This is a genomic window from Gardnerella sp. DNF01180P (genome assembly GCF_049244205.1).
Classification (GTDB): Bacteria; Actinomycetota; Actinomycetes; order Actinomycetales; family Bifidobacteriaceae; genus Bifidobacterium; species Bifidobacterium swidsinskii.
This window is the reverse complement of sequence record NZ_CP058386.1, coordinates 1338928-1353792: the sequence shown is the minus strand read 5'-3', so window position 1 is coordinate 1353792 and position 14865 is coordinate 1338928. Positions and strand designations below refer to the sequence as shown.

The window sequence follows — 14865 nt, the reverse complement described above, 5'->3', positions numbered from 1 at the left end:
ATGAGTGAGAAAGTAACGAAAAAAGCGGAAGAAGTAGCGGCAGAAAGTAATGAAAGTGTAGAAACTGCAGAAAACACAGAATTTGCAAGCACACTTACGAAAGAAGAGCGCGCTGCGATTGAGGCGATGCCGTACGAAGAAGCTCGCGAAAAGCTGGTTCAGGCGGTTCAAGCGTTGGAAGCTGGTGGTTTGACGCTCGATCAGTCCATGCGTCAGTGGGAGATTGGCGAGGCGTTGGCAAAGCGCGCGCAGGGTTTGCTTGCCACGGTTCGCGCTAAGTTGGACGCGGCGCAGGCGGAGCAGTCGGCGACGGCGGCTACGGCTGGCACGCAGTCTAATCTTGAGGATTAAGCGCGCCGCAGTGACACGCCATAGTGTATAATTGCCATTTGTTGCCTCGGTAGCTCAGTGGATAGAGCACCACTCTCCTAAAGTGGGTGTCGTCAGTTCGATTCTGATCCGGGGCACTTTTATGTGTGGACGTTGTGCAGTTTATATTTGTGCAATGGTGTTGTGTGCTGTATAATTCGCCTATTTTTTGTTGACAAATATTAGTTTCTTTCGTATAATTAAGTAGTGGTGAAGCCAGGCAGTGTCTGGTTCGCGAAGAGCCAATCAAGCGATTGATTGGCTCTTTGTGCATCTAATAGCGGGGGATTGGTGGGGATGATGGTGATTTATAAACCTTTTACTACTATCAGACAACAAATAGAATTACTTAAGTCTAGAGGAGTAGTGTTTCCTGATGAGATTAAAGCTATGGAAATACTTGAAAGAGAAGGTTACTATAGCGTTGTAAATGGATATAAAAATCCATTTCTTGAGTCAAAAAATTCGAATAAATATGTTCAAGGAACAAAGTTTGAACACATTTATTATCTTTTTAAATTTGATCGTGAACTTCGCAGTGTTATCTTTGCAGCTACAACTAGAGCAGAAGCATTGTTAAGGTCATCATGTTCATATTGCTTTAGCCAAATGCACGGTAATGAAGTTAATGCTTACCTTAATGAAACTAACTATGAAGATCCAAAGGAATCAGGTGGTTTAATTAAAGCATTTAATCGAATTATAGAAAATAATAAGTCAAATAATCAAAAATTAAATATAGGAAAAGAGTACATACGACATTGTATCAATAATCACGATGGGCAAGTTCCATTATGGGTTTTATCTAATGATTTGACTTTCGGACAGATGTTCTGGTTTTACAAAGCGCAAACTAAATGCGTTAGAGGTTTGGTTGCTAAAAAATATACTGAACTTTATAATTCTTCACACTGTTCTCAAAAAGATATTACGTCAATAAAAATTGATTCTATTTATAGAAGAATTAAAGAGTTCAGAAATATTTGTGCGCATGATGAACGTTTGTATTGTGCTAGACCGCATAGTGATAATGCAACAGTCTTTCAGCTTATTAAAGATTTCGACATATTATTAGAAACTAGCTATTATCTAGAGTTTTTAGAGAAGATTGAAAAATTACTTGTTGCGCTTTGCGATAAAGTTCCAAATTGCTCTAAAAATGTTATTGAATGCATTGGAATGTCTAGTATTGATGAATTTTATGATTGGAAAAATAAAATTAAAGAAAATATTATCTTGAATAGTAACTTGTCTGTTCCAAACGAGGCAACGCTTAAGGCTATGAATCACGCTAATCAAATTATGAATGGCAAAATTTCTGACGATGGCATTGCTTTTAGCAATGCTAATGAAGCTAAGGCATTTTTGGATAATATGTCATGAAAATGTCATGAAAATTATTCGCGAGTCGCGAAATTATTCCTAATGTTAGGGGATAGTGTTAGATTGTTTCTAACTTAAGCGATGATCCGTTATCGGCGGGGAGTTTTCGGAAGAACGGCGAGGAATCGTAAGATTCTAGCTTATTAGAACCGACGGGGTTGGCCCGCACAGCCAAACACGAGAGGCTATGGGAATAGTTCGATTGCGTTGCATATTTGTGTTACGCACTTGCGTTATGCATTGCGATACACGTTACGTAATCATCTTATAGCAAGCGAGGTGGTACCGCGGCAGTAACTGTCGTCCTCGCAGGGAAATATTCACCCTGTTGAGCGAGGAGAGCACAGTGAGCGAATCCACTAATCCAGCAGCAAACGCGTCCGAAAATACGTCCGCAAATCACGTATACCCAAAGGTAAGTGTTTCAGCATCAACGCAAGAAAACTCCGGCGCGCAAGTTGCACCAAATCCTTCCTTCCCAAAGCTTGAAGAATCAGTTCTCCAATACTGGGATGCAAACAACACTTTCCGCAAGTCAATCGAATACCGCCCGTCCGGCAAGGGTAGCCAAAACGAGTTCGTGTTCTTCGACGGCCCTCCATTCGCAAACGGTCTTCCTCACTACGGCCACCTGCTCACAGGCTACGCAAAAGACGTCGTTCCGCGCTATCAGACTATGCGCGGTCGCAAAGTAAACCGCGTTTTTGGTTGGGATACTCACGGTCTTCCTGCAGAGTTGGAAGCGCAGAAGGAACTCGGCATTGAATCGGTTGAACAAATCGAAAAAATGGGCATCGCAAAGTTCAACGATGCTTGCCGTGCCAGCGTTTTGAAGTACACGAACGAGTGGCAAAACTACGTGCATCGTCAGGCTCGCTGGGTTGATTTCGAGCGCGGTTACAAAACGCTGAACATTCCATACATGGAATCCGTTATGTGGGCATTTAAGCAGCTTTACGATAAGGGCTTGGCTTACAAGGGTTACCGCGTGCTTCCGTACTGCCCGAAGGACCAAACTCCACTTTCAGCCCACGAGCTTCGCATGGACGCGGATGTGTACCAGAATCGTCAGGATACTACCGTTTCCGTTGCCGTTAAGCTTCGCGACGAAGCCGACGCTTACGCAGTATTCTGGACCACTACTCCTTGGACTGTGCCAACCAATTTCGCAATCGTAGTTGGCGCAGACATCGACTACGTGGAAGTTCGCCCAACTGAAGGCAAGTTCGCAGGTAAAAAGTTCTACATCGGTAAGCCTTTGCTTGGCTCCTACACTAAGGAACTTGGCGAAAATTACGAAGTTGTGCGCGAACTTAAGGGCGCTGAGATGGCTGGTTGGCGCTACTACCCAGTGTTCCCATACTTTGCAAGCGATTCCGCGCTTTCCGAGGGTGGCACTCCTGGTCCTAACGCTTTTACGATTTTCACTGCAGATTATGTTGACACCGCTGAAGGTACTGGTCTCGTTCACCAGGCTCCTTACGGCGAGGACGATATGAACACGCTTAACGCGCACGAAATTCGCAGCGTTGACGTGCTCGACGCAGGCTGCAAGTTTACAAGCGACTGCCCAGATTACGAAGGCTTGTACGTTTTCGACGCGAACTTGCCAATTTTGCGTAACTTGCGTGCAGGAGACGGTCCGCTTGCTCAAATGCCGGAAGATCAGCGCGCGTTGCTATTCCAAGAAAAAAGCTACGTGCACAGCTATCCTCATTGCTGGCGTTGTGCAACTCCGCTTATTTATAAGCCTGTTTCTAGCTGGTTTGTGTCTGTTACGAAGATTAAGAAGCGCTTGCTTGAGCTTAATCAGGAGATTAATTGGATTCCTGGAAACGTTAAGGACGGTCAGTTTGGTAAGTGGCTTTCTAACGCGCGCGACTGGTCGATTAGCCGTAACCGCTTCTGGGGTTCGCCAATTCCAGTGTGGGTGAGTGACGATCCAAAGTATCCTCGCGTAGACGTGTACGGTTCTTTGGAAGAGCTTAAGGCTGATTTTGGCGACTATCCGCGCGATGACGACGGCAATGTGAATATGCACCGCCCGTATATTGATCGCCTTACTCGTCCAAATCCAGACGATCCTACTGGAAAGTCGCAAATGCATCGTATTACGGATGTTCTCGACTGCTGGTTTGAGTCTGGTTCCATGCCTTTCGCGCAGTTCCATTATCCGTTTGAAAATAAGGAATTCTTCGAAGAGCACTTCCCATGCGACTACATCGTTGAATATATTGGTCAGACTCGTGGCTGGTTCTACACGCTTCACATTATGGCTACGGCTCTATTCGACCGCCCAGCTTATAAGAACGTGATTTGCCACGGCATCGTGCTTGGTTCCGACGGCCAGAAGATGAGTAAGCATTTGCGCAATTACCCGGATGTGAACGGCGTTTTCAACGAGTACGGCTCGGACGCAATGCGCTGGTTCCTCATGTCTTCGCCAATTTTGCGCGGTGGCAATTTGATTGTGACTGCAGACGGCATTAGGGATACGGTTCGTCAGGTTATGCTTCCAGTTTGGAGCTCGTACTACTTCTTCACTTTGTATGCGAATGCTGCAAACGGTGGTAAGGGTTATGACGCTCGTCGCCTTCGCGCGGATGAGGTTGCAGGACTTTGCAACATGGATCGTTATTTGCTTGCTCGCACGCGTTTGCTTGTTGAGCGCGTAGAAAAGTGCTTGAACGCGTTTGCGATTAGCGATGCTTGCGCAGCAGTTGGCGATTTTATTGACGTGCTTACGAATTGGTATATTCGCGGCAGTCGTGACCGCTTCTGGAATGAAGACGAGACTGCTTTCAACACGCTTTACACTGTGTTGGAAGTGTTCATGCGCACGATTGCTCCTCTTGCTCCTATGGAAGCTGAGGCTGTTTGGCGCGGTCTTACCGGTGGCGAATCCGTGCATTTGGCTGATTGGCCTTATTTGGTGGAGCCTGAAACTCTTTCAGACGGTGAGAAGAACCCTAAGGCTGGAACAGTCACTGAGCTTGGTGCTGTTCTTGCTCATGACGATGCTTTGGTTGCTGCTATGGATAAGGTTCGCGAGGTTGTGTCTTCTGCGCTTTCGTTGCGTAAGGCGGAACAGTTGCGCGTACGCCAGCCATTGGCAAACTTGACGGTTGTTGCAGAAAATACTGCTGCTGTTGAGCCTTACGAGCAGGTTCTTGAGCGCGAGCTTAACGTGAAGAATGTTACATTCTGCACTTTGGAAGACGCAAGCAACCACGGTTTGAAGATTGTTCACGAGCTTAAGGTGAATGCGCGCGCGGCTGGTCCTCGTTTGGGTAAGCAGGTGCAGTTTGCTATTAAGTCTTCTAAGAGTGGCGATTGGCGAGTTGACGAGTCTGGCGCTCCTGTTGTTCAGACTCCAAACGGCGAAGTTGCGCTTGTTGAGGGCGAGTATGAGCTTGTAAATCGCGTTGAGTCTTCGGATGCTCAAGCGGCTGCGAATACTGCTTCTGCTGCAATGCCAACTGGCGGTTTCGTTATGCTCGACACTGCTTTGACTAGCGATTTGCTTGCTGAAGGTTACGCTCGCGACGCTATTCGCGCTGTTCAGGATGCCCGTAAGGAGAACGGTTTGGATATTAGTGACCGAATCGCTTTGACTTTGAGCGTGCCAGCTTCGGACGTTGTTAAAGTTGAGCAGTTCCGCGATTTGATTGCGGAGGAGACTTTGGCTACGAGCTTCGAGGTTGTTGAGGCTGATTCTAGCGCAACTGAGCTTAGCGTAACTCTTAAGCGTGCGTAAAACACAACTAACAGCTAATTAACTAAACAAAACGTGCCGGTGTATTTCAATACGTCGGCACGTTTTGTTTTACTTCTAGTTTTATTTGACTACCGTGTTGTAGCTACTCTAAAGAATTTCATTATTCTCAATATCCATCCAGGCATAATAAAAGTGACGTGCTTTTGTTCGTTCGAGTGGTTCTCTATAATTGGATGCTCCAAATCAAAGTACTCAAGTACGTCTTCGCCGTTATCGAATTTTCTATCAATTTCTTTTCCGCTTATCTCTTTACTTTTTGTGGTGTTTTTCATAATATTGTTCCTCCTTCTTTCGTGATCTTCTTACAGAAATAATACGAATTCGATTATTTCTTTTTGTTATTACTGCAGTCCAATGTTTGCTGTCTATCTTTCCAAAAACTAAGTAGCGAGAGTCATCATTGCCTGAATTTTTGGATTTGATTTCAGTTATTTCATTATTCCAAAGTATTTGAGCTTTTTTGAAACTGATACCATGTTTAGCTAAATTTTTTAAGCTCTTTGCAGGATCGTACTCAAAATTCATACTCACCTTCTATCGTCTATTTTAACGTAAAATAGCATCAATTGAAACTATTTTTAATGATTGTTGTTTTGTATTAAGTATCGTAAATGCTTTAAGTCGGCTTTCCTAGATTTTTTTACGCATTGTGGTTAAAGGCTATTTATAGAAGCAAGCGCTACCGCATTGAGCTTGCTTGAAGCGCACAATGCAGCTTCAAGCAAGAGCAGTTAATTAACATTTTTTGGATTGTTGGTCGTCAGATTACGCTTTCTTAAGAGAATAAAGAAAGCGTAATCGAGTGCGCGCCGACGCTGAAAGCACACTGTGCTTTCAGCATTGAGTCGGTGCTACCGCATTGGGTCTCTTTTCGCGCTACGCTTAATCGAAAAGCGAGTCAATGTGACACCCCGTTTTCTATGGGTTCCTATAGTGTCGATAAGACAACAATACAAATTTTTACTCGATTTGTGTTTTGCGTTAATTTATATTGCATGATATTCAAAAAGAAAGTGCAGGTGACGAAATGAGTAAAGATGAGAAGGGTCGGTGTATTTCGTTCACGCTATAAGCGTGATTCATCTAGCGTCACCGTTCCTACTGGAAATAATTCTGGCATTATTATCGGAAGTATAATTATTGCAATTTTTGTGATTTTGGCAATTTTTGCCGATGCTTTTACTGCAATCACTGGCAATAATCCTTATGATGAGCATCCAGAATATTTAGATTTTAATTCTGTTCCAACAGGTTTTGGTGGCATTAATTTCCAGCATTGGTTTGGTCTTACGCCACTTCGTGGTCTTGATATTTTTGCAATTGTGGCTCATGGCGCGCGCGTATCTCTTGGAATTGGCGTCGCTTCTACCATAATATCGCTATTTCTTGGCATCGTAATCGGCATGATTGCAGGGTATTTCAGTGGTTTTGCAGATGCTTTGCTTTCGCGCACAATGGACGTGTTCTTCGGTTTCCCGTTCCTGATTTTTGCGATTGCTTTGTCTGCTGTTGTGCCGCAAGATTTTCCGCGTCCGCTTCTACTAATACTTGTTTTAGGATTTTTTGGTTGGCCAAGTATTGCGCGTTTAGTTCGCGCTCAAACTCTTACGCTTAAATCTCGCAATTTTGCAGTTGCATCTCGCGTAATGGGAGCCGGTACGTGGCATGTTCTTCGTGAACAAATAATGCCAAATATGATGCCGTTGTTGCTTGTGAATGTAACGTTCCTTATTCCTGGACGAATTGGAGCTGAAGCTGCGTTGTCTTTCCTTGGCGTTGGTATGAATCCGCCTTCGCCTTCGTGGGGTCGCGCTATTGCGGAAGCTGTGCAGTGGGTTTTAGTTGACCCATGGTATTTACTTTTCCCTGGAACTGCACTGTTCTTGCTAACTTTCGGTTTTAATCTTGTTGGTGACGGTTTGGCCAGTGCTCTTCAGCCTCGCGCTAAAAAGGCGGCGACGGCATGAGATATAAGGAAAATATTAGTAATAGCGATACAAAAAATAGTAATAGCAGTACGAAAAATATCAGCAATAAGCAGAATGTAAATAATACGCAGAAGAAAAATATGCAACAAAATATTAGTAATAACAGCAATAATGAATCCGCAAAAAACTCGCGAATTATTAGCAAAACCGTAGATTTTCTTACGTTTTTAATAAAGCGTTCAGCAAGCGCGGTACTTGTTTTAACACTGATTGCAGTTGTATTATTCCTTATTTTCTTTATGCTCCCAGCGAATCCTGCGCAACTAGCTTGCGGAAAGCCGTGCACTCCTGAGCGTTTGGCTCGAGTTTCCGCATTTATGGGCACGGACGCGCCGTGGTATGAGCAGCTTGGAAACTATATTCGTGGGATATTTTTTGGACGAGAATTTGGAACTAATTCTGCATCCTCAGGAATTTCAGCCGCTGGTGCCGCAATTATCTGCTCGTCTCCATGCTTAGGCTGGTCCTTCACGCTTAACGAACCAGTCACAGATCTTATTATGAGCCGTTTTGCTGTGACAGCTTCTTTGGCGATTGGCGCTGCATTACTTTGGGTAATTATTGGTGTAGTAACCGGAGTGATTTCTGCTTCTAAAGAAGGATCGCTTTTTGATCGTGCATTTAGAGCGCTTTCTTCAGTGGGGATTTCGTCCCCTGCTTACCTGATTGGTATGCTTGCAATACTTGCTTTTGCAGTATATCTGCCAATTTTCCCTACAGGCGGTTATGTGAATTTTTCGGATGATCCTTTAGGTTGGCTGCAGCATTTGCTACTTCCGTGGATTGTTTTGGCACTTCTTAACGCTGCTTATTATACGCGACTTACTCGTGCTCATATGCTTGACGAGTTGCAACAGGATTATATGCGCACTGCCTTGGCTAAGGGTATGCCGCGAACGAAAGTTATAACTCGTCACGCTCTGCCTAACGTAATGCTTCCTGTGCTAACAATGTTTGGCTTGGATCTAGGCGGTTTGCTTGGCGGTGCTGTGATTACTGAGAGAGTTTTCTCTATGCAAGGTTTGGGTTCGCTACTTCTTGATTCTGTTAAAAATCTTGATTTGCAAGTGCTGGTTGGTGTGACGCTTTTTGCGGCTGCGCTTGTGATTGTTGCGAATCTTATTGTTGACATCTGTTATCGTTTCATCGATCCTCGTGCCGCAGTCTGTTAGTGCCTTTCGAGTGAAATTGTTAGTGGGCGAGGACTAAGCGCTTGCGTTTGCTTGATGCTGCTCGTGTCAGCTCGCTCACTTTTTCTCAAGTTCAAAAATGTTAAATAGCTTATGCGCGAGTTTTAAAGAATTAAATTTTAAATAGAAAAGATTAAAGAAATAAGGGGATTATTATGTTCATTTTCAAAAATAATACGGCTTCAAAGAAAATTCTTGCTTCAACAGCAGCTTTTTCACTACTTACAATTTCACTACTTTCGCTTTCAGCTTGCACAAATTACAACTCTGGGAAAACCAGTATTACGAACGCTTCCGTGCTAAATTCTAATCCTAAAAAAGGCGGAACTTTTACAATATTTACGTCAAATACGAATATGAATTTCGATCCAGCTCGCAGTCAGGGTTTGCCAATTACGTCAAATAATTTCATCTTCCGCGCACTTACTACGTGGAAAGTAAGTCCGGATTCAAGCGAGCAAACGCGCGTAGTTCCAGATTTGGCAACGGATACTGGCACAACAAGTGACGGCGGAAAAACTTGGAAATACACTCTTAAAAAGGGTGTTAAGTATGAAGATGGAACCGAAATCACTTCGCACGATATTAAATTTGGTATTGAGCGCTCGTTTGCAGATTCGTTAAGCGGTGGTTTTGGATATCACAAAACTCTTCTTGTTGGAGCTGAAAACTATAGAGGACCATTCGACGGAAAGTCGCTTGATTCGATTGAAACTCCAGATAATCAAACGATTATTTTCCATTTGAAAGCACCTTTTGCAGATTGGCCGTGGGTGACATCTTTGGCTGCATTTGTGCCAGTTCCAACTAGTTCAGGCGATGCTCAGACATATAGTAAAAGGCCGAAATCTTCAGGACCATACAGGATTGTGCAGAACGAAGTTGGAAAGCAAGTTGTAATGCAACGCAATAAGTATTGGGATTCCAAGCTCGACAGTACTCGCACAGCTTCTGCAGATGAAATTGTGTGGAAACTTGGTTCAGACACTACTGTTTCAGCTCAGTCTATGATTCAAGGAAATACGGATACAAAAACCGCATTTTTGGCTGATTTTGTGCCGCCTGCTCAGCTTGCACAAGCTCAAGCGCATCCTCAATCTCGCAAGTTGCTAACTACTAGTAGTGATGGTGCTCTTGAATATTTGGCTATTAATACGCGCAGAATAACGGATATCAATGTTCGAAAAGCGATTCAGTATGCTGTTGATAAGCAGTCGTATCGAACTGCGAAGGGTGGCGAAATTGCTGGAGGTTTTGCTACTACGCTTATTACGCCTGGTATTTCTGGTCGAAAGCAGTTTAATTTGTATTCTGAAGATCCTCGAGGGAACGTTGAGAAAGCTAAACAACTGTTGAAAAAATCAGGTAAAACCGATATTAAGTTGATTCTGATTGCTCGTCCGGATCAAACGCAAGTGGCATCTTCTGTGCAATCAAGTTTAAAGCGAGCTGGTATTAAAGTGACGATTAAAACTGTTGATGCAATAAACTTTACGGATGCAATTACGTCAAATTCCGGAGATTACGATTTGGCTTTGGCTTCGTGGCAGCCTGATTTTCCTTCTGCTTTTGCGAATTTGGGACCGCTTTTTGATTCTTCGCAAATTGGCGGCGGTAACTGGAATATTTCTCGTTATTCGAATCCTAAAGTAGATGCTTTAATTCGCGAAGCTGTGCAAACTGTTGACGAGAATTCGGCTCATAAACTGTGGCAAAAGGCGGATCACGCTATTATGGAAGATTCTCCTGTTGTTCCGCTTATTTACTCGCATAATACGTTTATTCATGGAAGCGGTGTTGAGAATTTCTACATCGGAAGTTTTCCTGCTTACCCTAATTATGCAGCTGTGTCTTTGAATAGGTGATTGAAGATGACGAATTTGGATGCGCAAGCTTTGGATAATAAAGATTTGGATGCGCGTAAAAGAATTGTTATAAGCGTTGAAGATTTGTCAGTTTCGATTGACGGTAGGCAAATTACACGCAATGTTTCTATGCGATTGCGTGATGGAATGGTTTCTGCGTTAGTAGGCGAGTCCGGTTCTGGAAAGTCACTTACTGCGTTGGCTCTTATGGGATTGCTCGATAATAATGCGCGTGTTGAAGGGAATGCGGCGCTTCTTAACGCTTCGGATGCTAACGAATCTTTTATAAATTTGCTTAGCGAAGATGCCTCTTATGAGCATATTCGCGGTGGCATGATTGGCATGATTTTTCAGGAGCCGTCCAGTGCGTTTAATCCTGTGAAAACAATTGGCAAGCAAATAGAAGAAGCGCTAATATATCATCCTGAAAAAGCAGGAAAGCTTAGCCAAAGAGAGCGTAAGAAGCGTGTGATTTCGCAGCTTCTCGAGGTTGAGTTGAGTGATGCTGAGCGCGTGTATCGTTCTTATCCGCATGAGCTTTCTGGCGGCCAACTCCAGCGTGCGATGATTGCTATGGCTTTAATAAATCGTCCACAAGTTTTGATTGCAGACGAGCCTACAACAGCACTCGACATCACCACGCAACGAGATATTTTACGTCTTATACGTAATTTGTCGGAGAAATTACAGCTTGCTGTATTAATTATTACGCACGATATGAGTGTTGTGCGCGCGCTCGCAGATGAAATGTATGTAATGCAAGGCGGGAATATTGTGGAATTTGGCGAAGTTCAGCATATTTTTGCGAATCCTAAGCACGAATATACGCGCACTTTGCTAGATTCTGTTCCTAAATTTGATATGCAATATGCTTCAAGTGGTGATTCTTATGAAAGTATAGAAGAAGTAGCAAAAGCAATTGCTAAGAATATTGCTAAGAATATTTCTGAATCTCCAGGATCTGAATCTCCAGGATCTGAATCTCCAGGATCTGAATCTCCAGTAGTTGAAGTTCAAGGCGTAAGTGTGAAGTATTCGCATGCTCGTTTTAGCAAAAATTCAAATAAGCTTGCTCTCGCTAATGCAAACTTGCGCATTAACTCTGGCTCTACACTAGCTTTAGTCGGGGAGTCTGGAGCTGGGAAAACCACTATTGCAAAGCTTATTTCTGGGCAAATCAAACCAAATTCAGGATTAGTGCTACTTAATGGAGAAAACTTAAACAGATTAAACAATAAAGCTCGCCGTCAAGCATTATCGCGAATTGGATACGTTTTTCAAGATTCAGGTTCTGCACTAAATCCGCGTAAAACCATTGGCTGGAGTATTGCAGAACCATTACTTTTACACACGAATCTTGATGACAATGAGCGTTTAGAGCGCGTTGAAGAAATGCTTAATCAAGTACAACTGCCAGTTGAATTCGCAAGCCGTTTTCCTCACGAGCTTTCCGGAGGTCAAAGACAGCGCGTAGGTATTGCGCGAGCGTTGATTTTGCAGCCTTCTCTGCTTATTGTGGATGAGCCAACTTCTGCGCTTGACGTAACAGTGCAACGTTGTGTACTTAACTTATTGCATGATTTGCAACAAAAATACCGTTACGCATGCTTGTTTATTACTCATGATGTTGGCGTTGTGCAAGAAGTTGCTAGCGAAGTTGCCATAATTAGAAATGGCAGCGTTCGATATATTTCGTAGTATGTTTTCCTAGTATGTTGACACTCGCCATTACGATAGTAAGCGTTTTTAGGAGGTAGTTTATGGCATCGTCGGCAGCAATTGGCGTTTTTGATTCTGGGCTTGGAGGCATTTCCGTAGCTCGTCAGTTGCATGCTGCTCTTCCGCATGAGCGAATTATTTATTTCGGCGACTCTGCAAACGCGCCGTACGGCATTAAAACGCCTGAAGAAGTTAAAAAGTTAAGCTTTGCAATTGTCGAGCATTTTGTTCGCCTAAATGTAAAAGCTGTTGTAATTGCTTGTAATACTGCCACTTCCGCAGCTGTGAACGATTTGCGCGCGCATTACAATATACCTATCATAGGTATGGAGCCGGCGCTTAAATTAGCTTGTGATTTAGGTAAAGGTGAGCCTCAGCGCGTAATTGTGGCCGCAACTGAGCTTACTTTGCGCGAGCATAAGTTTGCGGATTTGCTGCAACGTTTTTCGCAAAATAACACGATTTTTTCGCAGCCTTGTCCTGATTTAGTGCGTATTGTTGAGCGTGGGGAGCTTAATAATCGTGATGTAGTTTTTGCTGCTCTTCACAAGTATTTCGACGAGTATGATTTAGACAGTATTGATTCGGTTGTGCTGGGCTGTACTCATTTTGTGTTTTATAGGGATTATTTCCGCGAGTTTTTGCCTGCGCGCACGAATATTGTTGACGGCAACGAAGGAACTATTAATCATTTGCGCAAAATATTGGAACTTAATAATGAGCTTGCAAGCGATTCTCAAGAAGGCAGCATAACTCTTACTAATTCGGATACAAGCTTGCGCATGCAGCAACTTGCGAAGAGCTTGTGCTGAAAGACTTGCGTTAAGATTTTGCGTTAAGATTTTGCGTTAAGATTTTGCGTTAAAAATCGCTCTTATTCAGCCAAAAAATACTTTAGAATATTGGCACAAAATCAAAGTAAGCAATGCCGCAACCCAAAGCACATCTATTAGCAAGTCGTATCGCAAACGGTAATAGCTTTCAACCAAGCTAAAACGCTTAACAAGCAACTTTTGCGAACTTACGCTTGCGTGAGTCAACGATATAAATTGCATTGTTGTGGAGAACATAAGCACAATGCACCACGGGCACAACGCGTGAATTACGAACATAGATTGCGAAAACAGCCAGTAAGCATAAACAAGAGCGCATAACCCACCAAGCCAAGTGCAAATTGCGAACCATCGCGGCACGCGTACGCGAATCATTCCAATAACTGCGAGCGTTACGAATACGCTTTCTGCAGCAATTCCAAAGAATGCGTTTGGGAAGCTTAATTCGCCAAATTTCACAATTTCTGCCTGCCAAGTTTGTGCAACTCTAGAGCAGGATACTACGCTGTTGAAGTCGCAGCTGAGCAGCTTATTAGGTTCGCGTGCTAAAGCAAGAGTTTCAGCAGAAAGTATAAGCGAAGTTACGAGTGCTACTGCAGAGAAAAATAGCATAATGCCATACGTCCATGCTGCAGAGTGCCTCCATCCGCTAAGTGTTGTTTCATAGTTTTCTTTAGCGGCGTCAGTTTGCTCCATTGCTGCTCCTAAAAGTTACTAATTGCGAATGATGTGAATAATAATAAATAATAGCAAATAATTATGTGTGCATATTCATTTCTCGTTACATGGCACAGTTTACGATGATTATATGACCGCAATAAGCAACAACCAACGTGACGCATCAAATCATGCTAGCGATAGCAACTCCAGCATGATGAATTTTGCGCGCGAACGCTGGGATTTGCACTGTCATACTGTTTATTCAGACGGCACTGCAACTCCAGAAGATTTAATTACGCAAGCTAAAATCGTTGGTTTGCAAGCTGTTGCTATTACTGACCACGACACAACTGCAGGATGGCATGATTTTCAAGAGGCAGCTAAAGCTTCGAATGTGCCAGTATTATTTGGTTCGGAGATTACTGCGCAAGACTCAGGCGTGTTTGTGCACATGCTCGCATACCAGTACAATCCGAAAAATAGCATGATTGTGAGCATGTTTGAGCTTACTAGGAAGCGTCGTTTTGATCGCACAAAGCGTATGGTTGAATGTATGTCGCGCGATTTTCCAATTACTTGGGATGACGTTTTGGCTCAAGCGAAGCTCGGCGACTTAACTACAATCGGGCGGCCGCATATCGCTGATGCTTTAGTAAAAGCTGGCGTGTATAAAACGCGTTCTGAAGCTTTTGCTGGGCCTATTTCTCCGTGCAGCCCGTACTATATACCAACTCCTTCTCCAAATGTTCGTGAAGTTATTGAGGCTGTTAAAGATGCTGGAGGGGTTGTTGTTATTGCGCATCCTGCCGACCCTACGCGTAACCGCGTGCTTCTTTCGGATAATCAAATTATATCGTTTGCTAAAGCTGGTCTTGACGGTTTAGAAGTGTATCATCGCGGAAATTCTAAAGCACAGCGTGAAAGACTGCTTTCTTTAGCGAGTAAGTGCGATTTGCTTGTGACGGGCGGCTCGGATTGGCATGGCTACGGTAAGCCAAATCGTTTGGGCGAAGAAACAACAAGCCGCGAAGTAGTATCGGAAATACTCTTGCGCGGCTATAAGCTCTAAAACTATTTATT

At 43.6% G+C, this 14865-nt stretch carries 12 protein-coding genes and 1 tRNA gene; 10 read left to right on the top strand and 3 right to left on the bottom strand.

Annotated features, from left to right (window positions below):
* The 4 genes from HXT40_RS05480 to ileS all read left to right on the top strand — a co-directional run bounded on the left by HXT40_RS05480 (position 1) and on the right by ileS (position 5509).
* Positions 1 to 351: an exodeoxyribonuclease VII small subunit gene (locus HXT40_RS05480; RefSeq protein WP_076002682.1), complete on the top strand. Its 351-nt coding sequence runs from the start codon at positions 1 to 3 to the stop codon at positions 349 to 351.
* Positions 352 to 394: 43 nt separating this feature from the next.
* Positions 395 to 467, top strand: a tRNA-Arg gene (locus HXT40_RS05475).
* A gap of 199 nt (positions 468 to 666) precedes the next feature.
* Positions 667 to 1752, top strand: coding sequence for an Abi family protein (locus HXT40_RS05470; RefSeq protein ID WP_100066723.1), 1086 nt, complete (start codon positions 667 to 669; stop codon positions 1750 to 1752).
* Positions 1753 to 2098: 346 nt separating this feature from the next.
* Positions 2099 to 5509 carry a mupirocin-resistant isoleucine--tRNA ligase gene (ileS, locus tag HXT40_RS05465; RefSeq protein ID WP_012913935.1) on the top strand — a complete coding sequence of 1137 codons (3411 nt, stop codon included), beginning with the start codon at positions 2099 to 2101 and terminating at the stop codon, positions 5507 to 5509.
* An 89-nt stretch (positions 5510 to 5598) separates the two neighbouring features.
* Here the strand turns inward: ileS and HXT40_RS05460 are convergent, their stop codons facing one another.
* Together HXT40_RS05460 and HXT40_RS05455 are read right to left on the bottom strand one after the other, a co-directional pair.
* The gene (locus HXT40_RS05460) at positions 5599 to 5802 is read right to left on the bottom strand and encodes a hypothetical protein (protein WP_033888599.1); all 204 of its coding nucleotides are present in this window, start codon (positions 5800 to 5802) and stop codon (positions 5599 to 5601) included.
* On the bottom strand, positions 5780 to 6055 hold the full coding sequence (locus HXT40_RS05455; RefSeq protein ID WP_004110572.1) for a BrnT family toxin: 276 nt from the start codon (positions 6053 to 6055) through the stop codon (positions 5780 to 5782). Before HXT40_RS05455 ends, HXT40_RS05460 begins: the two co-directional genes overlap by 23 nt.
* Before the next feature lie 512 nt (positions 6056 to 6567).
* On the opposite strand from HXT40_RS05455, the gene HXT40_RS05450 reads away from it, so the two are divergent.
* The 5 genes from HXT40_RS05450 to murI all read left to right on the top strand — a co-directional run bounded on the left by HXT40_RS05450 (position 6568) and on the right by murI (position 13104).
* Positions 6568 to 7497, top strand: coding sequence for an ABC transporter permease (locus HXT40_RS05450; protein ID WP_004110570.1), 930 nt, complete (start codon positions 6568 to 6570; stop codon positions 7495 to 7497).
* Positions 7494 to 8690: an ABC transporter permease gene (locus HXT40_RS05445; protein ID WP_012913938.1), complete on the top strand. Its 1197-nt coding sequence runs from the start codon at positions 7494 to 7496 to the stop codon at positions 8688 to 8690. Before HXT40_RS05450 ends, HXT40_RS05445 begins: the two co-directional genes overlap by 4 nt.
* A gap of 173 nt (positions 8691 to 8863) precedes the next feature.
* Positions 8864 to 10573: an ABC transporter substrate-binding protein gene (locus HXT40_RS05440; protein WP_415692927.1), complete on the top strand. Its 1710-nt coding sequence runs from the start codon at positions 8864 to 8866 to the stop codon at positions 10571 to 10573.
* 6 nt (positions 10574 to 10579) lie between these two features.
* Positions 10580 to 12271, top strand: coding sequence for a nickel ABC transporter ATP-binding protein NikE (nikE, locus tag HXT40_RS05435; protein WP_421777209.1), 1692 nt, complete (start codon positions 10580 to 10582; stop codon positions 12269 to 12271).
* Positions 12272 to 12333: 62 nt separating this feature from the next.
* Positions 12334 to 13104 carry a glutamate racemase gene (gene murI, locus HXT40_RS05430; RefSeq protein ID WP_116440532.1) on the top strand — a complete coding sequence of 257 codons (771 nt, stop codon included), beginning with the start codon at positions 12334 to 12336 and terminating at the stop codon, positions 13102 to 13104.
* A 66-nt stretch (positions 13105 to 13170) separates the two neighbouring features.
* On the opposite strand, the gene HXT40_RS05425 is transcribed toward murI, so the two are convergent.
* Positions 13171 to 13821, bottom strand: coding sequence for a vitamin K epoxide reductase family protein (locus HXT40_RS05425; RefSeq protein ID WP_174182629.1), 651 nt, complete (start codon positions 13819 to 13821; stop codon positions 13171 to 13173).
* Positions 13822 to 13996: 175 nt separating this feature from the next.
* Here HXT40_RS05425 and HXT40_RS05420 point away from each other — a divergent pair, with 175 nt between their 5' ends.
* Positions 13997 to 14854, top strand: a complete 858-nt coding sequence (locus HXT40_RS05420) for a PHP domain-containing protein (RefSeq protein ID WP_421777342.1) — start codon at positions 13997 to 13999, stop codon at positions 14852 to 14854.
* The last annotated feature ends 11 nt before the right edge of the window (positions 14855 to 14865 follow it).

Coding starts and splice junctions, on each gene's coding strand:
- murI (WP_116440532.1), top strand. CDS start 12,334: ATGGCATCGTCGGCAGCAATTGGCGTTTTTGATTCTGGGCTTGGAGGC.
- HXT40_RS05445 (WP_012913938.1), top strand. CDS start 7,494: ATGAGATATAAGGAAAATATTAGTAATAGCGATACAAAAAATAGTAAT.
- HXT40_RS05420 (WP_421777342.1), top strand. CDS start 13,997: ATGATGAATTTTGCGCGCGAACGCTGGGATTTGCACTGTCATACTGTT.
- HXT40_RS05455 (WP_004110572.1), bottom strand. CDS start 6,055: ATGAATTTTGAGTACGATCCTGCAAAGAGCTTAAAAAATTTAGCTAAA.
- HXT40_RS05440 (WP_415692927.1), top strand. CDS start 8,864: ATGTTCATTTTCAAAAATAATACGGCTTCAAAGAAAATTCTTGCTTCA.
- HXT40_RS05450 (WP_004110570.1), top strand. CDS start 6,568: ATGAGAAGGGTCGGTGTATTTCGTTCACGCTATAAGCGTGATTCATCT.
- HXT40_RS05460 (WP_033888599.1), bottom strand. CDS start 5,802: ATGAAAAACACCACAAAAAGTAAAGAGATAAGCGGAAAAGAAATTGAT.
- HXT40_RS05425 (WP_174182629.1), bottom strand. CDS start 13,821: ATGGAGCAAACTGACGCCGCTAAAGAAAACTATGAAACAACACTTAGC.
- HXT40_RS05470 (WP_100066723.1), top strand. CDS start 667: ATGATGGTGATTTATAAACCTTTTACTACTATCAGACAACAAATAGAA.
- HXT40_RS05480 (WP_076002682.1), top strand. CDS start 1: ATGAGTGAGAAAGTAACGAAAAAAGCGGAAGAAGTAGCGGCAGAAAGT.
- nikE (WP_421777209.1), top strand. CDS start 10,580: ATGACGAATTTGGATGCGCAAGCTTTGGATAATAAAGATTTGGATGCG.